General features: G+C 61.2%; 14 protein-coding genes. 3 read left to right on the top strand and 11 right to left on the bottom strand.

Annotated features, from left to right (window positions below; translation table 11 throughout):
- The 5 genes from JQ507_11705 to JQ507_11685 are packed head-to-tail and all read right to left on the bottom strand — an operon-like array spanning position 1 to position 5,156.
- Positions 1–729: an SDR family oxidoreductase gene (locus JQ507_11705; GenBank protein QRI72083.1), complete on the bottom strand. Its 729-nt coding sequence runs from the start codon at positions 727–729 to the stop codon at positions 1–3.
- A gap of 20 nt (positions 730–749) precedes the next feature.
- Positions 750–2,366: an ATP-dependent acyl-CoA ligase gene (locus tag JQ507_11700; protein ID QRI72082.1), complete on the bottom strand. Its 1,617-nt coding sequence runs from the start codon at positions 2,364–2,366 to the stop codon at positions 750–752.
- 7 nt (positions 2,367–2,373) lie between these two features.
- Positions 2,374–2,850, bottom strand: coding sequence for an aromatic-ring-hydroxylating dioxygenase subunit beta (locus JQ507_11695; GenBank protein QRI72081.1), 477 nt, complete (start codon positions 2,848–2,850; stop codon positions 2,374–2,376).
- On the bottom strand, positions 2,847–4,187 hold the full coding sequence (locus JQ507_11690; protein ID QRI72080.1) for a Rieske 2Fe-2S domain-containing protein: 1,341 nt from the start codon (positions 4,185–4,187) through the stop codon (positions 2,847–2,849). The genes JQ507_11695 and JQ507_11690 overlap by 4 nt, the downstream gene beginning before the upstream one ends.
- Before the next feature lie 18 nt (positions 4,188–4,205).
- Positions 4,206–5,156: an oxidoreductase gene (locus JQ507_11685; protein ID QRI72079.1), complete on the bottom strand. Its 951-nt coding sequence runs from the start codon at positions 5,154–5,156 to the stop codon at positions 4,206–4,208.
- A gap of 655 nt (positions 5,157–5,811) precedes the next feature.
- Here JQ507_11685 and JQ507_11680 point away from each other — a divergent pair.
- A complete protein-coding gene (locus tag JQ507_11680) occupies positions 5,812–6,045 on the top strand; it encodes a hypothetical protein (protein ID QRI72078.1) in 234 nt (77 codons plus the stop codon).
- Between the two features lie 109 nt (positions 6,046–6,154).
- Here JQ507_11680 and JQ507_11675 read toward each other — a convergent pair whose 3' ends face one another.
- The 5 genes from JQ507_11675 to JQ507_11655 form a co-directional block, all read right to left on the bottom strand.
- On the bottom strand, positions 6,155–7,324 hold the full coding sequence (locus JQ507_11675) for an acyl-CoA dehydrogenase family protein (GenBank protein ID QRI73301.1): 1,170 nt from the start codon (positions 7,322–7,324) through the stop codon (positions 6,155–6,157).
- A gap of 187 nt (positions 7,325–7,511) precedes the next feature.
- The gene (locus tag JQ507_11670; protein QRI72077.1) at positions 7,512–9,503 is read right to left on the bottom strand and encodes a non-ribosomal peptide synthetase; all 1,992 of its coding nucleotides are present in this window, start codon (positions 9,501–9,503) and stop codon (positions 7,512–7,514) included.
- Between the two features lie 26 nt (positions 9,504–9,529).
- Positions 9,530–10,531, bottom strand: coding sequence for a thioesterase (locus JQ507_11665; protein QRI72076.1), 1,002 nt, complete (start codon positions 10,529–10,531; stop codon positions 9,530–9,532).
- A gap of 148 nt (positions 10,532–10,679) precedes the next feature.
- Entirely contained in the window at positions 10,680–11,480 is an 801-nt protein-coding gene (locus JQ507_11660) for a 4'-phosphopantetheinyl transferase superfamily protein (GenBank protein ID QRI72075.1), read from the bottom strand.
- Between the two features lie 337 nt (positions 11,481–11,817).
- On the bottom strand, positions 11,818–12,423 hold the full coding sequence (locus JQ507_11655) for a response regulator transcription factor (GenBank protein QRI73300.1): 606 nt from the start codon (positions 12,421–12,423) through the stop codon (positions 11,818–11,820).
- A 517-nt stretch (positions 12,424–12,940) separates the two neighbouring features.
- On the opposite strand from JQ507_11655, the gene JQ507_11650 reads away from it, so the two are divergent.
- Together JQ507_11650 and galE are read left to right on the top strand one after the other, a co-directional pair.
- Positions 12,941–13,861 carry a response regulator transcription factor gene (locus tag JQ507_11650; GenBank protein ID QRI72074.1) on the top strand — a complete coding sequence of 307 codons (921 nt, stop codon included), beginning with the start codon at positions 12,941–12,943 and terminating at the stop codon, positions 13,859–13,861.
- Positions 13,862–14,061: 200 nt separating this feature from the next.
- Complete coding sequence (gene galE, locus JQ507_11645) at positions 14,062–15,072, top strand: UDP-glucose 4-epimerase GalE (protein QRI72073.1); 1,011 nt, start codon at positions 14,062–14,064, stop codon at positions 15,070–15,072.
- Between the two features lie 1,111 nt (positions 15,073–16,183).
- Here the strand turns inward: galE and JQ507_11640 are convergent.
- The gene (locus JQ507_11640) at positions 16,184–17,443 is read right to left on the bottom strand and encodes a heparin lyase I family protein (GenBank protein ID QRI72072.1); all 1,260 of its coding nucleotides are present in this window, start codon (positions 17,441–17,443) and stop codon (positions 16,184–16,186) included.
- Between the last annotated feature and the right edge of the window lie 518 nt (positions 17,444–17,961).

Below are 17,961 nucleotides of genomic sequence, written 5' to 3'. Positions count from 1 at the left end.
TCAGGGGCCGAGGCCGACGAGGCTGGTGCCGCCGCAGACATAGAGCACCTGGCCGGTGACGAAGTCCGAGCGCTCGTCGAGGAAGAAGCTGATCGCATGCGCGACGTCCTCGCGGGTGCCGAGCCGCCCGACCGGAACGTTGTGCGCCATCCTGTCCTGCTGCTCGGAGCCTTTCGGGACGATGCCCCAGAAATTGTCGGTCAGGATCGGGCCCGGCGCGACCACGTTGACCGTGATCCCACTCGACGCCAGCTCCAGCGCCCAGGTCCGCGCCATGCCGTGCACGCCGGCCTTGGTCGCCGAATAGGCCGAGCGCGTAACCGCGCCCATCGCGGCGCGCGAGCTCACGAACACGATCCGGCCGAACCGCCGCGACCGCATCCCCTCCATCGCCGCCTGGGTCAGTAGCATCGGTGCGCCCAGGTGCAACTGCGCCAGCGTCAGGATGTCCTCCGGCTTCGCATCGGGCAAAAGGTTCGGCAGGATGATGCCGGCATTGTGCACGAGGCAGTCGACCGCATGATCCCGGCAGATCTCCTCGGCGATGGCCCGCGTCTCCGCCAGGCTGGCGAGGTCCGCGCGATAGGCGGTGAGCAGACCGTGCGTCCACGCGGGCTTCTCGAGCCCGACCGAGACCACCCGCTGTCCTTCGCCGACGAGCTTCTTCGCCAGTGCCTCCCCGATCCCGGAATTGCCTCCGGTGATCAATGTGGTGCGGGTCTGGCTCATGATCGGCTCCCTGCCATGCGTCATTCCTGCCGCCGCTTGAGGTCGCGAAGGTCGAAGAACGCGCCCTCGCGCATCAGCTTCGCGACGACATCCTTCAATCCGCCGCGCTGGATCTTCTCGGTCGCGGTCAGCGGCAGTTCTTCGACGAAACAGATCCAGCCCGGCGCCTTGTAATAGGCCATCTGCTCCAGGCTCCAGCGCACGATCTCCTCGGCGAGTGCGCGGTCCGCGCCCGGCTGCTCCGCGATGATGACCGCCGCGACCTCGTCGCCGCGCACCTGGTCGGGCGTCGCGGCGACCGCGGCCTGTCGGATCGCGGGAAGACGGTTGAGAACGGATTCGACCTCGACCGCGGCAATGTTCTCGCCGGAGCGGCGGATCACGTTCTTCTTGCGATCGACGAAATGCAGATCGCCATCCGCATCGCGCGACACGATATCGCCGGTATGCAGCCAGCCGCCCTGCCAGGCCTCGGCGGTGGCCTCCGGGTTCTTCAGGTACTCCCTGAAGAAGCCGTAGCGGGGATCGGCCCCTGCCCGCCGCACCAGGAGCTCGCCCGGCGCTCCCACCGCCGCATCGTTGTCGCCGTCGTCGACGATCCGCACCTCGACCTCGGGCGCCGGCCGGCCGAAACAGCTGGTGCCGACCTTGCGCGGCTCGGCATTGGCGGCGATCACGCCGCCGCTTCCGGTCTCGGTCATCGCCCAGGCCTCGAGCAGCGGGAAGCCGAAGCGTTCCTCGAACGGCGCGTGCAGCAGCTTGTCGACGCCGGCGCCGAAGCCGAACCGTACGGTGTGCGCGCGATCTTCATTGCTCGGCGGCGCGCTCATCAGCATCGAGGGCATGACGCCGAGATAATGCAGGCAGGTCGCCCGGCTGTCGCGCACCGATTGCCACCAGCTGCGTGGATGGAAGCGGTCGAGCATCGTCAGGCTGCCGCCGACCGACAGCATCGCCATGACCGACACCGCCATCGCATTCATGTGGAACAGCGGCAACGGCGTGATCATGCGCTCGCCGTCGCGCCCGAGATCGATCAGCCCACCGACGTCGCGATACCAGTCTCCGGAATACAGGAAATAGGTGTTGGTGAGCACGCAGCCCTTGGGCTGGCCCGTCGTCCCCGACGTATAGAGCAGCGCGCATTGGCTCGCGCCGTCGCCGGCGTTCGCCGGCCGCGCGCCGCCGAACGGGGCCGGAACATCGCCGTCATCCGTCACAACCGGAATCGGCCGGCCGGCCTGGCGCGCCGCGGTCTCGACCTCCTCGCGCCGTTTGGCGAGGACGAAGGCGGCATTCATCTCGGAATGCGCGATGATGTATTCGAGCTCGCTGACCCGCAGATCGGGGTTGATCGGCACCACGGAGACGCCGAGCGCGTTCAACGCGAACCACAGCTCGATGAAGACCGGCCGGTTCTGCAGCAGAAGCCCGACCCGATGGCCCGCACCATAGCCGCGGCTCGCAAACGCCGCGCGCCAGCGCTCGACCCGCTCGAGCATGGCGCCATACGAAATCTCTTCGGCCGCGATGCCGTAGATGTCCGCGGTCTCGGGCAGCACGTTGAGAAAACCGGCTTCGCCGCGGCGGAGCGCGGTCTCGCGGAAGCGGGCATAGACTGTGGTCGCTGTGGTCAAGACGCACTCACATGAAAAGCTGGATATTGCCGAACGGCGCGTCGAAATTCACGAGATCGATGCGCTTGAGCCTGATCTTGAGGCCGTCGCCGATTTGCACGAGATCGTGCGACGCCCATCCCGAAAAGCGTTCCAGCGCGTCGCCGCGCGTCTCAGTGTAGAGAAAGGACGTCCGTGCCTTGAACAAGCCGGCCGCCGGATCGCAGGCCACGATCTGCGGCGCCTGCAGCAGATGATGGCAGCGGCTCTTCGGCTTCTGACTGAAGGTGCGCTCGCCGGCCAGCCGCTCGATACGCACTTTCATCAGCAGCAGGTCTTCGTACATCAGCGAGGGCTGCAACACAGGATCCTGCTGCTGCCATTCCAGCGGCATCCAGTAGCGCCCCTCGGGGTGAAACAGGTCGAGCCAGGCCTGCCACTGCATCGTGTCGAGCAGCTCGGCTTCCCGATAGATGAAATCGGTGATGGTCTGTTCGCTGATCATTCCGCGGCCTCAACGGGCTCGACCATGTCCATGGTCATGAACTTGGCCCAGGCATGAAACTGGTTCCGCATCTGGCGCTCCGACGTGCCGTTGATGACCGCGGTGACATCAGCCTCCTCGCCGCTCTCGTAGAGCCGGCGCAGATTGACCCACTGATTGCCGTTGGTTTTCAACCCTTCCTGCGCGCGCTCATACATTTCGAGATCGTCGTGCCCGACGATCGAGGTCGGCGCGTTGATGAAGCGGTTGTACATCAGCGCGCGCTCGTAGAGCTTGTCGGGCGCGCCGACCAGGCGATAGACCCAGCTCTCGACCAGCGTCCGGTCCACTGCGATCGGGATGAAGTTGCGCAGGATTTGCACCGCGCCCTTGACCATGATGTTCGGGAAATAGACCGTGTTGTGCCGGACCTCGCCGAGAATCTCGTGGGCCCGCTTCTCGCCATAGGCCGCGACCATCTGTCCGAGATAGCCCTCGATGTCAGAATAGTTCGAATGGATGGAGTTGGCGACGCCGGTATGGCCATGGCCGTTGGGCCAGATCCGGATGCCGCTCTGCTCGTAGAACTCGTACGGGCTCATGAACGGCCCATAGAGCTGCACCGCCATCGGCGTTTCCTTGGAGTCGCCTTGCTCGCGCTGCCAGACCTTGATGGCGGTGCCGGCCGAACTCTCATGCGCCACCATCGGATGGCAGGTGTCGGTCTGGTTCTCGACCAGCATCTTCCAATTGCAGGTGTGCATGTAGCGGATCGGCGCGGCCTCGACGGCGAGCTTCCCCTCCGGCGAGCGGTCGACCATGTTGTCGATGGTCGAGAGGCTTTCGCCGAAATAGTCTTCGAAGGCGACGCCGGTTTCGCTCAGGCGTGCGAAAATGAAATCGCGGTAGACGACGACATTCCTGATCCGCGACAGCCCGTCATTCGCCTTTGTGTCGGTGAAGCCGGTGCCCTCGTAGCCCTTCTTCAGCGGGATCGCCAGCAGCGAGCCGTCGGTCTTGAACGACCAGGCATGATAGGGGCAGCGGAAGAACTTTCCGGTGTTGCCGCACGGCTCGGAGGCGATCTTGACGCCCTTGTGCGGACAGCGATTGTAGAACAGGTGGATCGAGCCGTCGGTATGGCGGCTCGCCACCACCGGCTGCCGGCCGACATTGGCGGTGATGAAATCGCCCGCCTTCGAAAGCTGGCTGCCATGCCCGACATAGATCCAGCTGTTGGGAAACAGATGCTCCATCTCGAGATCGAAGATCTCGGGATCGACATAGACGTCGCGATGCACCTCGGCCTCGCGCACCAGCCCGCCGATCGCGCGGGCATTCTTTCCGTATTTCGTCATGGCGCCCCTTGCCTCCGCTCAGAGATCCAACACCAGCCGTTCCGATTTCGCACGCGACACGCAAATCTGCATGACCTTGTTGGACGCTTTCTCGTCGTCGCTGAGAATGACGTCGCGATGATCGGGCACGCCCGCGATCACGCCGCACTGGCAGATGCCGCAATCACCGCGCTGGCAGTCGTAGAGCACGTCGAACCCGGCCGCTTCCAGCGCCTGGATGATGCTCTGATCGGCCGCGACCGTCACGACCTGCCCGGTCGACCTGAGCTCGACCTCGAACGGTGCGTTCGGGATGCCGGGCTGCTGCGCCTTGAACAGCTCGAAATGGATGCGGTCTGCCGGAATGCCCCTGGCGAGGGCCGCCGCCTTCACCGCGTCAATCAGGCCGGCCGGTCCGCAGACATAGACATGAGCGTCCGCCGGCGCATCGCCAAGCGCTGCCGGGATATCGAGACGGGACTCGTCGCTGTCGTAGTGAACCGCCAAACCGTCTGAACACATCGCCTGCAATTGCGGCAGGAACGCCAGCAACCCCGGCATTCGCCCAGCATAATGCAGGCGATAGCGCGTTCCCTGCGCCTTCAGCTCGGCCGCCATCGATAGGATCGGCGTGATGCCGATGCCGCCGGCAAACAGCAACGCCGGTGCGGTTCCCTCATGAAGCGCGAAATTGTTGACCGGCGCGGTCGCGCTGACGACGTCGCCGACCTGAAGGGCATGCATGAACTGCGACCCACCGGTCGACGCCTCTTCGCGCAGCACCCCCAGCGCAACGGCGCCCGTGGGCAAGTCCGGCAGCGCCATCAGCGAATACGGCCGGTCTCCTCCGCCCGGCAGCAACACGCGGATGTGGGCGCCCGCTTGCCATTGCGGCACGGCACCGCCCTCCACGCCGAACACAACGCTGCGAATGACCGGCGTCTCCGCAACGACCGACTGCACTCTGAGCTTCAGCGGATGCGCGTCCATTCGGGCATCTCATATTATATGAATTTGCATATTTTTATACATGTAATAATTGGCTGTCAATCGTCAGAATCCCGATCTTGCCGTAGGGGCGCGCGGCTTGAGGGCGTGATCCGCCACGGACGGCAAGCCGGCCGCCGACCGTGCGGGTTATCGCACCGCGGGCCGGCAAACCGGCCGAGTTGGAGACTGTCGAAGTCGAGGCCGGTCGTCCACCAAGGCGATCGACCATGCGTGCCGGCACGTCGTGGACGCCGCCGACTTTGTAATTTGGAGAATGGGAGTGGACGCGCGAATTCCGGATGAATATCGCTTCCGCTTTTCCGACAAGCACGCTTCGAAAGGCTGACATTCATTGCATTGACGTGTCAGCAGTCAGCGCACCGCCGATCACCCAGAACCGAGGCAGCGCTCGGACCATCCACCCAGCAGTACGACAAAGGAGGCCATCGGCGTGGAGGCTGTAGTCAGTCGGACCTCACATCATCTTGCACCGGACGACCTGAAACCTACTGCTCAGAAGAATTACTTAGAAAGACCCTTAGGGACACCTCGGACGGAAGCCGTATTTTCCTCCCCTGTCCGCGAACCCGGCCTCCGGCTCGCTTAGGTTGGCACAGCTTGTTTTCGCACCCAGACTCTATCTGGAGGTCGCCACATGACGCAAGACCACGTCTGGTATGTCTCCTTCGTTGATCAACGCGACGCTCCACCCGACAGGAATGCGCGCAGGACTGCGACTTTCAAATCCGAACAGGAAGCAAAGCAGTTCACCAGGACGTTGGCGCAGGACCACCGTGTCAAGAGCCTTTCGGCCGGAACAATCAACCCGCACCAGCCAAAACGCGTCGTCGGATCAAGAGAAATCGGCCGGTGGCTCGGCGACATCTAGGACCGCCACGCCGCAGACGTCACCTGGGATGTCAGGTTGATTGATCAGCTAATTTAGACACCTGTTGGGTCAGAAGCCCTGCTGTAGGCAGTGCGAACCCGCGTCAGGCTCACGACATGGAGGCGACCACCTCCAGCATCACCTCCGTCGCGCCCCCGGCAATGGAGAGGACGCGGGCGTCGCGCGATATGCGCTCAATCGCACTCTCCCGCATGACGCCCATGGCTCCGTGGAACTGGACGCACGCATACGCCACCTCGTTGACGAGCTCGCCGCAGATGGCCTTCAACATCGATATCTCACGCAGGCAATCGTCGTCCGCCGCCATGCGCCAAGCGGTGGCATAGAGAAACGCGCGACTTGCCTCTACCTTCGCAGAAAGCATCGCAAGACGATGACGGATCGCCTGCATGTCCCAAAGGACACTCCCGAACGCGCGGCGCGTTTTCAGGTATGTGAGGGTCATGTCGATCGCCGCCTCGGCCATCCCGATCGCCAGTGCGGCAAGGACAAGGCGCTCGTTCTGCAAGTTGCGCATGATGGAGTAGAAGCCTTGTCCCTCCGCGCCGAGCACGTTCTCGGCAGGAATGCGGCAACCGTCGAAGACGAGCTCGGCCGTATCGGAGGAGCGCCAGCCGAGCTTGTCCAGCTCGCGAGCTACGCTGAAGCCTGGCGTGCCCTTCTCGACGAGGAACATCGTGATCCCGTTGCTACCTGCCGAGGGATCAGTCGTGGCGGCAACACAGTAGAGGTCCGCATAGACGCCGTTCGTGATGTACAGCTTTGTGCCATCGAGCACGTAGGAGTCGCCGTCTCGGCGCGCGCGGGTGCGGATGGCCTTCACGTCCGAGCCTGCGTCCGGCTCCGTGATTGCAATCGCGGTGATGACCTCACCGCTCACAATGCCCGGCATCCAGCGAGCCCGTTGGGATTTTGTCCCATCGTGAAAGACGTAACTGGAAGCCATATCGGCATGGACCAGCATTGCGTCTGCGGCGCCGCCAAAGGTCGAGCGCCCAAGTTCCTCTGCGAAGACCGTCGATGCGACCGCGTCCATCTCGGCGCCACCGTACTCGGCGGGATAGCGGATACCAAAGAAGCCAAGTTCGCCCATGCGGCGCAGGACCGGACGCGGAACGCCGCCCTCCTCTTCCCAGCGATCTGCACAGGGCTTGATTTCCTCCTCGACAAAGCGCCGGACCTGGTCCCGTAAGAGCTCATATTCCGCCGCCGCCCAAGGCAGCTCCGGTCCTTGCGCCGCTACCCAAGCTTTGTCCATCATCTTAGCCCGCTCCGCTATCAGTCCAACGCTCGAGGTCCGAGCCGCATCGGCGCGCTTAAGACCATTGCGGCCCATCCAATCGATCAAAGCGCGATGAGATCAGGTTGAACCGTCATCGCGCTTTGGATTCTTGCTTAGGCATGATCTTTTCGGAAAACCGCTTCGCACTTTTCCGGATCATGCCTTAGAGTTCGATTTCCTCGCGCGGCCCGCCCGAAAGTGAAGAAGCCCTGGAATCGGCCACCCAGCGCATCCCGTCGATCACTTCCGCCAGTTCGGCCACGGTCGGGCGCTCGAACAGGTTGCGAAGCTGCACGTCGACGCCGAACATCTTTCGCATGCGCGCCACCGCTCTCACGACCAGGAGGGACTCCCCGCCCAGGTCGAAGAAGTTGTCGTGACGTCCAATCGACTTGACCTTGAGCAGACTGCACCACAGGGCGGCGAGAGTCTTCTCGGTCTCTGTTGACGGGGCAGCGAACTCGTGTGCCGGCTGAATGCTGTCCGCCGTCGGCTCGGGAAGCGAGGAGCGGTCGATCTTGCCGTTGGACGTGAGCGGCATCCGCTCGAGGCAGACAAAGTGCGTCGGAATCATGGACTCCAGGAGTTCTTCGGCAAGGTAGGCGCGCAGCTCCGCCACCGTCAGAGGCTTCGAGGAGACATAGTAGGCTACAAGTCGGGTGATTGCGCCTTCTTCGGTATTTTCCACCGGAGTGGAGATGGCAACGACGGCACAATCCTGAACGTGAGGCTGCTTGAGAAGCCGCGCTTCGATCTCGCCCAGCTCGATCCGCGTGCCACCGACCTTCACCTGATGATCCGCGCGGCCGAGAAATTCCAAGCGCCCTTCCGCGTTCCAGCGGGCAAGATCGCCGGTCTTGTACAGCCGTAGCCTCGAAAAGCCATCTCTGGGATCTGTAGCCGTGCGGAAACGCTCCTCGGTCAGATCCGGGCGATTAAAGTAACCTCTCGCGAGACCATCACCGGCGATGAACATCTCACCGACGACGTTGGGGCCGGTCGGCTGATATTCCTTGTTGAGGACGTAAATTCCCGCATTGGCGGCCGGAACGCCAATCGGCACCGATGCGGAGCGATCCCGGTCCACGTCAAACCGATGAATCATGCAGCCCACTGTGGCTTCGGTTGGTCCGTACTCGTTGTAGATCTCAACGGGATGAGGGATCGCTTTCGTGATATCGCGAGCCAACTCGGTCTTGAAGTCCTCGCCGCCTACGATGAACTTGCGTAGTCTCGTGGCCTCAAGATTGCGATCGCGGATCATGGCGAGATGCGCCGGTGTCAGCTTGATGATATCGACGGCATTGTCGTCGACCACCTTGAGCACGACCATGTTCTTCACGCCCGGATCGCCAAGATAGACCACGATCCGGCCGCCCGTGATGAGCGGCGCAAAGAGGGTCGTGACGGTCAGATCGAAAGCAAGAGATGAGAAAAGTGGCCAAGCGAGCGGTTGGCCTGAACTGTACACCCGCGCGGCCCACCAGATGTAGTTCACGAGGCTGCGGTGCTCGATTTCGACGCCCTTGGGAGTGCCGGTCGAGCCTGAGGTGAAGATGATGTAGGCGACGCCGTCCGACGTGGCGGCGGACGGCCGGGCCGAGGCCGGCTGATTCAAAATCGAGCCGAAATCGGCATCGAGCACGAAAACATCGGCAAGATTCGGCGAGATGGCAGATTGCAGATGCGCCTGAGTGATCGCCACCGGCGTCTGCCCGCCGGTCCCGCTGGAAATGTCCTTCAGGATTGTAGCTATACGCCCGTTCGGCGTCGCTGCATCAATCGGCACATAGGCTGCACCCGCCTTGAGAACGCCCAGGATCGCGACAACGACTTCGATGGAGTGTTCCATGAAGACAACAATGATCCGACCCGGCCCCGCACCCTTTGAGGCCAGATGCGCGGCCATCTGGTTGGAGCGTTCGTCGAGCTGCCGGTATGTCAGCATTGCATCGCCGAAGCGGATCGCTTCGGCATCGGGACTGAGCGTCACTTGATCATGGAAGAGATCGATGATTGTCCTGTCCGATGGGTAGCGCGCCGAGGTGGCGTTGTACTCGACGACCAGCGCCCGATGATCGGCATCTTGGAGAGGAGGAAGCGCCACGCTCTCCGCCACGATCGGTAGGACTTCATTCATGAAATGTGCTCCCATCCCGCAAGTTTGGAAAACGGATCACGTCAATCTCCGAGCTTCCGAGTTGCCCGGCGATAGAGCTCTGCGACGGCAGGAGCGTCAGGCTCTTCCAGCATGGAGACTTCGTCGCAGTCGTCGGGGCCGAAATAAAATTCGGCATCGGGCGCCACGAGCCGCCATCGATGAGGCGCTGCGCCCGATCGCAACCAGGCCTTGTTCGGAAGGAATATGCAGACTCGACCTGAGTACGGTGTGGGAGTGTATCGCCGAAATGCCGCCATCGCCGTGGATTTGAGCAGAGCTCTGCTGGCCAGCACCGGATCCGTCGTGACAGGCTCCTTGCGAACCAGGGGCACGAGGGCGCGCTCGCGAAGGCGACTGCCGAAATATCGGAGACGAGCGCCAAATGTCGGCAACTTCGCACTCGATCTCCGGACCGATCGGATCGTCCCCCAGGCAGTGAAGTACAGCAAGCGCAGCCATTCCTGATGGGTGACGGGGTGAAGAGGACCAAAGAGAGCGACCCACGAAACTTCCGCTCCGCGTTCTGCGAGGATTTTGGCCAACTCGAAGGCTGTTGGACCGCCGGAGCAGTATCCAGCGATGATGTACGGACCGACCGGCTGATGCTGAACGATCTGGCGAGCGAAGTACTCGGCAATATCTTCGACGCGGTCCATCGGCTCGCTCTGCCCGTCGAAGCCAGGCGGTTGAAGTGCGTAGAACGGTTGATCGCCGCCCAGGTGCTTCGACAGGTCCGAGAACGAGAAGGGTGCGCCGACATGCCCCGGCACAGCGTAGATCGGTGTGCGTGTTCCGCGCGGCTGCAAGGGAATGATTGCAGGCTGTTGCGTGGCCGCGGCGGTGGCCATGTTCAGAAAGGCGATAATCTCACCCTTGCGCCCCTTCAATTGATCGCGAAGCTCCGCCGTCATCGCGCCAGCCGGGGCGCTGCACCGCAGCCGATCGCCCTCGACCCAGACCTTGATGTCCTTGACCGCGAGGTCTGCGAGCAGTTCCGAAAACTGCGTCACGTGCGCTTGCATAGGCTATTCCCGTGTTCTCGACTGGGACCGCGAGGTATCTCGAACAATCGTGGTTGGGTTGAGCTGGCGTACTCTCCAACAATTGGTCGAGCCGCTCGCTATCCTCGGTGAATGATTACATCGCGGAAACTCCGGTCCGAACGACCATTCATTTCCGGACAACCACACACCCGAGATACCCCGTTTTAGGTACGAAGCTTCGGACAACCCAATCCTCCTCGTCCGAAGAGCCGGGGTATCCCAAGCCGAATCCCAGGCCCTTGGAGATAGCCTCCAGCCGGGTCCAGCGCCGGAAGAAGCCTTCCAGCCGGTCGTCCGGGCCGAGGGCGGCATAAGACTCGTAGTCGGAGGCGGAAAAGCACAGCGCGGCTATATCGTCCGCTTCGGGGATGGGGAGAACTGCCTCGATGTCCACTCCGACCTCCTGCCCGGTCGAGAGGGCGATCACCGCCACGTCTTGGGATCGAGAGACGCTGAAGCGCAGGTTGCGAGAAGGCATGCGGTGTGAGAGGTGAGGCTTACCCTGCTGTCCATATTCCAGTTCGACATCGGACGGCGAGATTCCCAGTCTGGAAGCGAGGATCCGGCGCAGCTGTCCGCGGGAAGCAACAAATCGGCGGCGCTGCCGGTCCGACTTCAATCGCTCCGCGCGCCGACGTTCCGCTTCGCTGAGGAAGACGTCCATGTCGTCAATGACAGCCTGCTCCACATCGAGCTCGTATGCGACAACCTCCAAACCATCATCTTCGAGAACCGGGATCGTGATCTCGGCCTTCGGCTCGACTGCCCTATCGAAAAGGGTCGGAAAGAACGGTGCTTGCTCAACACGGGCCTGACTGGCGCCGAATCCGGCGAGCTGCAGCGATCGAGACCCCGACCGAGGACCACCGTCCCTGCCCGCGCGAGAAAATCGGATGAGGTCGAGCTCGGGACAGCAGTCAGACGTCATACGTGGATTCCGATCGGAGGAGCGCTCATGCGCATCGGAGCATTCATTCTGGAGCAGCGCCCATTGACGCGGATTTCCTCGATTAAGCAATCACGTAAGCGCGAAAACAAGGAGGCGTGTTGGCTATTTAGATGTATGAATGGGCTACATCAAAAGACCTAGGCACGCTGACATTCGTCAGCTTTAGCTTCCCGCCTGACTGTTCCGCTGATCGAGTTCGCGCACTGTCTCGCCAGGGCAAATCACCCTCGAGACGCTTCCCGTCACGGCGCGACCAATACACTGCGCACCCGAGCGTCGCGTCGGTTGATATTGTCCTCGGTCCAAGGCTTGCGCGTTAATCGGTTGGGGGGCCGCCTGGCGCAGCGGATGAGACAGCGAGCGCCGCGAGAGTTGTCCTGTTACCGATCTCAAGCTTGCGAAAAATGTGGTGGAGATGAACCTTGATTGTGCCGTCAGTTACCTTCAAACGACGGCCAATCTCCTTGTTTGATAATCCCTCCGATACCAGGCGCATGATCTGACGCTCGCGGTCCGTCAGCGCGGCAAGGTGCCTTTCCGCGATCGCGGGCTGCCCGGAAGGGATGGCTACCTTGCTCGAGGGTGCACGCAGCATTCTCTGGCCGTCCGCGACCTGCCGCAATGTCTGCAGAAGAGCTTGAGGCTCCTCGTCATGCCGGATCACGCCAAAGGCGCCCACTTCCGCCATCATGGTGAGGTCGCGATCCTCAACGGACGTTGCGAGGAACACGAGCCGAACAGCTGGGGTCCGGGAATTTGCGATATCGAGCAAAGCCTGCCCAAAAATGTCAGGCATCGATATGTCCAAAATGGCAATGTCGGGTACAAGGGCCCGAATTGCCTTGAAACAGCTCGCGCTATCGGTGCATCGAGCTGCAACCCCGAAGTCACGTTCTGCTTCTAGCAGGCAGTTCAGACCCAACAAAAAAACTGGATATCTGCTAGCAATTACCACACGACTGAAATGCATTTTTGGCCAATCCTCAGTCCCTCCAGTTCGGCTCGGCGCGCCCGGCAATATCACTCGCAGGCTATTTTGATCGGGGCTTTGCAGCAGGATCTTGTTGTCGCGAGCACGCCGAATTTACGATCCGGAGTTCCATGCAATCTTAAATCGTATCAAAATCTATCTCACTCAAAGCGAATGCCGTTCGACGAGTGTGCGAAAAATCACGCCCGTCAAAATACGGGCTTCAATACGCCGGACGACATAACATCTATAACCAATAGTATATAGGGATATTGGGGATTAGCATTTAATATTAGTCAATCTTTTGACGCATGCTCAGGGCTTTTTTCGCCCCAGATTTTGGTCGAGCGACCGGAACCTGAAGAAGCAATTTCAATGCGTCGCCGTTTTGGCTTGGCAAGCCAATGAAGAAGCGAGTCGGGTTAACCGACGAGCCTATTGTGTATTTTTTTGCGTCCAGGAGAGTTCCATGAGACGACAATATTCTTTTCCTATTGTTCTTGGTGGTGAAAATAGTCTTCGGAAGGAAGGTCTCGCTAGAATTCTGAATTCCGAAAATTTTCAAGTGTTTCCCTCAATAGCCGATGTGGGCGATTTGCCTGGCAAAGAGAATGTCGGGGATGCTCCGGTCTGTCCGGCGCTGTTCCTGCTTGTTCACAGCGGCGGCGATTTCGGCGCTGCGATCGAGCAAATCGAGTGTTTCAAGCGCAGTCACGCGGACGGACGCGTTGCCGTTGTCACAGATCACTATTGTCTGAGCGACTTGACGGCTGCATTCCGGGCCGGCGCCACCGGCTATTTCATCGATGTGATGAACTGCGATGCATTCATCAAGTCCATCGAGCTGGTCATGATGGGCGGGACAGTGTTTCCGACCGACTTCCTGGCGTCGGCTCTCGATGTCGAAAGGCGCGATGCGGACGATGCCTTTGCACGCGTCGACGATAGTGATGCCGTCGCAAACTCCGATAGCAGGCTCGCACAACAGCTTTCGCCGCGAGAAATCTCAATTCTCCAGTGCCTGATCGAGGGCGATTCCAACAAGTGCATCGCACGCAAGATCAATATCGCTGAAGCCACGGTGAAGGTTCACATCAAGGCGATCCTTCGCAAGATTCGTGTTCAAAACAGAACACAGGCGGCGATCTGGGGGTTGAACCATCGACCCGCAACCTGGCCAACCAACAGGACGGCGCACCCGACCGCCGACGCAACCGAGCGCCTCCTCCCACCGAAGAGAGAGCTTCCTAAAATCGCGAGGACAGGCCGGCGCGGGCCGCTCGGTGCAATCGACCATACGGTAAACTACTTCGAAGTGCCTCTCACAAACGGTCACGTCCGCAACGATATTGGCTCGAAGGCCGATGGCGCGATCCGACTGCGAAAATAGCCGTTAATCTGGTTGCTCAGCGGGACGCTCGGCCGGATCTCGAGCTGGAAGCTGTGCCATCTTGACGGGTGCGGTGCCATCACACACGGCGGTCAGTGCCATCGGTGCTGGCCGCACGACTTGCGGCCATTGCGAAGGCTTGCCGGAATGATTTTCGCCCGCGGTGCGAATTGACCGCGCAGATGCGGAATGGAATCAGAATGATCCTGTTGACCGGAGGTGCCGGCTATATCGGGTCCCATATCGCGGTCGCCCTGCTCGATTCCGGGCTGGATGTCGTTGCGGTCGACAATCTCTGCAACAGCAATCGCGCATCTCTCGATCGAGTACAGACCATCTGCGGGCGATCGCTCGTGTTCCGGCATGTCGATATCTGCAATGAGGAGGCGATCTACGAGATCCTGCGCACGCACGGCGTGACCGCGGTCATTCACCTCGCCGGGCTCAAGGCGGTCGGCGAGTCCAGCACTCAACCCATGACGTATTACGAAAACAACGTCGTCGGGACGATGCGGCTGGTGTCGGCGATGTCGCGCGCCGATGTGAAAACGCTGGTCTTCAGTTCGTCCGCAACGGTTTACGGCACGCCCGCGTACCTGCCGCTGGACGAGAAGCATCCTGTAGGAGCCATAAATCCGTACGGCCGCACCAAGTATTTTGTCGAAGAGATATTGAGAGATCTCCATGGATCCGACGGCGACTGGCGGATCGCCATCCTGCGCTACTTCAATCCGGTTGGCGCGCACGAAAGCGGACTTATCGGAGAAGATCCTCTCGGCGTACCCAACAACTTGTTGCCACTTGTGGCGCAAGTGGCCATCGGGCGACGTGAGAAGCTGCACGTTTGGGGAAATGACTACGATACTCCGGATGGCACCGGCATCCGCGACTTCATTCATGTCGTCGATCTTGCATCCGGACATCTGAGCGCCTTGAGCGAGCTGAAACAGCCCGGCGTTCTGACCGTCAATCTCGGAACAGGAAACGGCAGCAGTGTCCTGGAGGTCGTCAAAACCTTTGAGGCCGTGAGCGGCCGTCCGGTTCCGTATGTGATTGACCAACGCAGGGTCGGTGATGTCGCAACCTGCTACGCGGACCCGACGCTCGCAAAGAATCTGCTGGGTTGGACATCCAAGCGATCGCTCACCCAAATGTGTGCAGATCATTGGCGCTGGCAAGCGCAGAATCCGAGTGGCTATCGCAGCAGCTAGACGGCGAGAGCCAACCAGCGGGTCAGCCAGAGTTCGGTAGGTCTCCGCCTCCTCCTGGCGCGTTGCAGCGACTGGTAGGCCGCGGGTCCCGTGCGAGCCGCGGCGCGCGGTCAGCGGCCCTGGTTGGGGAAACCCGGTCACCGGTCCTGTCGAAGGACTGACCGGCCGTCGCCGGCCCCTTACGGAGGTCGCCAGTGGCCGCAAACAAAGTGTTCGGGAAGTGCCCGTCCGGTAGCAAAATGAGCCAGCGACCGCCGCAGGCGCGGCTATGCCCTTCTGACGATCGGCCCGAGCCATAACCTGCTTCTTGATCGGGCTAAGAATGAGCTTTTTCGCAAACGCGAAATCAATCCCGCATGTTTGGCGACGCAAACCATGAGCGCGTCAAGGGAAAGTGAGTCATTTTGAATTCCGCCGTGTCTCGATGGGTTCGCAAGTGACGCTGCAAGACCACGCCGCACCGGTGAAGCGATTGATGACGATTGCGGTGCTGAGGCCCGAACTCGACACCGAATAGATGCCGCCGCTCAGAAGCCCCGCGATGGCGAGCGCAAGCGCGATGATAGTCAACCGACCCACAGGGCTCTCCAGCAATGCTCACAGGTCTCAAGGTCAACAGCGAGGTTTGACCGCTTTCGGGAAGTTTTGCTGGACCTAATATGCGGTACTCATTTTGGTAATCGAAGATCTGCGCTGAACACGTCCAACAACGCGGCACGACGGCGCTCGAAAAAGTTGCCGGCAAACGTTGTGCTCCCAGCCCTCGGCGAGCACGCTCGCCTCTCTATAGCTGCGTCGAGCATCAGATCGCCGGACTCGATATCGCAATATACTCGAAGCGGTCTCCCGGATGACCGGAGCTACGTCGAGAAGATCAACGACCAATGCTTTGCCAGGACAACGTGCGACCGGCCGACTATCGCGGCGGCTCGCAGTTCGCGGAAGATCACGCCTGGCTCCAAAGCCATGAGCGCGGATTTTGCATGCGAATCCGTCACACCGAATACCGCCTGCTCGCCCAGGCTGTCGTGCAGGGAGGCCAGGCCTGACGAGGACAGGCCTGACGAGGACAGGCCTGGCCCGGACGAACCCCGCGCGGCCCGGGAGCGCTTTAGCTCTGAGGCTTGGTCAGGACCGGGTTCTGCGTCCAAGCCGAGCCACTCATGGCAACTGCAATCATGCCGCCATCGCCCCCACCGGAGCTACCGGCCAGATACTGGTTCAGCAGCGCAAAGCTGTTGTCTGCCTGAGACGCGGCGGCCGTGCCCTGATCTCCCCACCAAGTGGGCACCTGCGGCGCGGCGGTGGCCAGCGTGCTGGTGTCAAATCCAAAACGCGAAAAATCCAGCCCTGCCCAACTTCCTGTGTCTGGGGCAGCCGCTTGCGGCGACCAACTGGACGGCGATGTCGGCGCCAGTCCCATGGCGAGTCCCATGGCGCCTCCCATGGCGCCCAGGACACTCGGGTCGGTCGTTGTGGCGGTCGCCGCCGGGGCGACTGTCGCGGCCGCCGGCGAAGTGGTGTCCTGTGTACCCGTCTGCGAGACGATGGTCGGGCTGGTGACCGTAGTTGGGGTGGTGACCGTGGTCGTGGTGGTCGTGGTGGTCGGGTCAGTCGGCGTGGTCGGCAGCGTCGGCGGCGACGACGACGAGGCAGTGGCCGCCGCCCCCGTCACTAGCGTCATGTTTCGGTAATCGACGGCAACGGTCTCGGGTGCCGTCGACCGATAAATTCCGTATTCCCAATTGGTGCCGACCCCATATCCCAACGGGCCGCTGTAATCCACGACCTGGGTCCCGTTGATCGAGACCTTCAAATACCCGCCACCGGTGTTCGAGACATCGGCCTGGATCTGAACGTTGTTATACACGCCCGCCTGAATCGGATTGGGGTCGGTCCAGAGCGTGAGCATCTGCACGTTGCCGGCGCCATTGCTGGGATCGAGACCAGGGGCGACATATCTGGCGACAACCTGCAGATGATTGCCATCCAGCTGGATCGCGAACGGCGGCGAGGTGCCCACACCACTGGCATTGTCATCATTGTGCATTTGCCCGACGATGAACCAGCCAGTTGCCGTATTCACAAACGACCCGTTAGGGCCATTCGGCTCCACCATGAACTGATAATTCAAGGCGATAGGCGTGCTGCCGGGAATGTTGTCGGCAGCTGAAACCTCGGAGCGATCGACAGATGAGCTGTCGTACCAGGCATTATCGCCCTGCTGCACTTCGAAGCGCAGGGTTTGCGAGTCAGGATTGGTCAGGGCATAGCTCGTGCTCGCATCCTGAACTCCGTAGCTGTCACCACCGATATTGAACCTTGTCATCGGTGCGGAAGAAAACGATGTGATTGTCCCGGTCGTATCCAATTCAGGCCTCCATCGGTCGCAGAGATTGCTTCTCTTTGACGCTTACAAGGGAATTCCACTGACACACGTCGCGATGGCACGCGACACAGTACGCGTTCGCTACGCTCGGCGCTGCGAACGAACTTCGGATGCCATCGCAGTCCTCGACCGCGAACATTCCGATGCAGCGGGATTGCCCCCGACCGCCTGGACTTGATTCGTTAATGAGAGAGTATGGCGAAAAAAATGAGCTGGCATGGCGACAATTAGAAGAGGCCAACCGGCGGCGCCGACGACCACATGCCTGCCCTCATATGCCTGGCGCTACCGCTGAAATTCCGCGATTGGCGAAGAGGCTCCATATCGCTCGGCCGGCACCACATCGCAGCTTCGTCAAATTAGCCGGGGCTGAAAATCATGTGGAGAAGCAACGTACCCACGACAGCGGTCCAGCCGATCGAAGCGGCAATAGCCCACACCTGTATCGGCATCGGATGGGTCCTCGCAATCCAATGAAGCAAAACGAAGAGGCCGCTGGC

Source organism: Bradyrhizobium sp. PSBB068 (assembly GCA_016839165.1).
Lineage (GTDB): Bacteria > Pseudomonadota > Alphaproteobacteria > Rhizobiales > Xanthobacteraceae > Bradyrhizobium.
This window is presented reverse-complemented; position numbering and strand designations above follow the sequence as displayed.

What these genes read in the sequence shown, in the direction of transcription:
- JQ507_11705 (QRI72083.1), bottom strand. Translation starts at nt 729, where the DNA reads ATGAGCCAGACCCGCACCACATTGATCACCGGAGGCAATTCCGGGATC.
- JQ507_11695 (QRI72081.1), bottom strand. Translation starts at nt 2,850, where the DNA reads ATGATCAGCGAACAGACCATCACCGATTTCATCTATCGGGAAGCCGAG.
- JQ507_11690 (QRI72080.1), bottom strand. Translation starts at nt 4,187, where the DNA reads ATGACGAAATACGGAAAGAATGCCCGCGCGATCGGCGGGCTGGTGCGC.
- JQ507_11685 (QRI72079.1), bottom strand. Translation starts at nt 5,156, where the DNA reads ATGGACGCGCATCCGCTGAAGCTCAGAGTGCAGTCGGTCGTTGCGGAG.
- JQ507_11680 (QRI72078.1), top strand. Translation starts at nt 5,812, where the DNA reads ATGACGCAAGACCACGTCTGGTATGTCTCCTTCGTTGATCAACGCGAC.
- JQ507_11675 (QRI73301.1), bottom strand. Translation starts at nt 7,324, where the DNA reads ATGGACAAAGCTTGGGTAGCGGCGCAAGGACCGGAGCTGCCTTGGGCG.
- JQ507_11670 (QRI72077.1), bottom strand. Translation starts at nt 9,503, where the DNA reads ATGGGAGCACATTTCATGAATGAAGTCCTACCGATCGTGGCGGAGAGC.
- JQ507_11665 (QRI72076.1), bottom strand. Translation starts at nt 10,531, where the DNA reads ATGCAAGCGCACGTGACGCAGTTTTCGGAACTGCTCGCAGACCTCGCG.
- JQ507_11660 (QRI72075.1), bottom strand. Translation starts at nt 11,480, where the DNA reads ATGACGTCTGACTGCTGTCCCGAGCTCGACCTCATCCGATTTTCTCGC.
- JQ507_11650 (QRI72074.1), top strand. Translation starts at nt 12,941, where the DNA reads ATGAGACGACAATATTCTTTTCCTATTGTTCTTGGTGGTGAAAATAGT.
- galE (QRI72073.1), top strand. Translation starts at nt 14,062, where the DNA reads ATGATCCTGTTGACCGGAGGTGCCGGCTATATCGGGTCCCATATCGCG.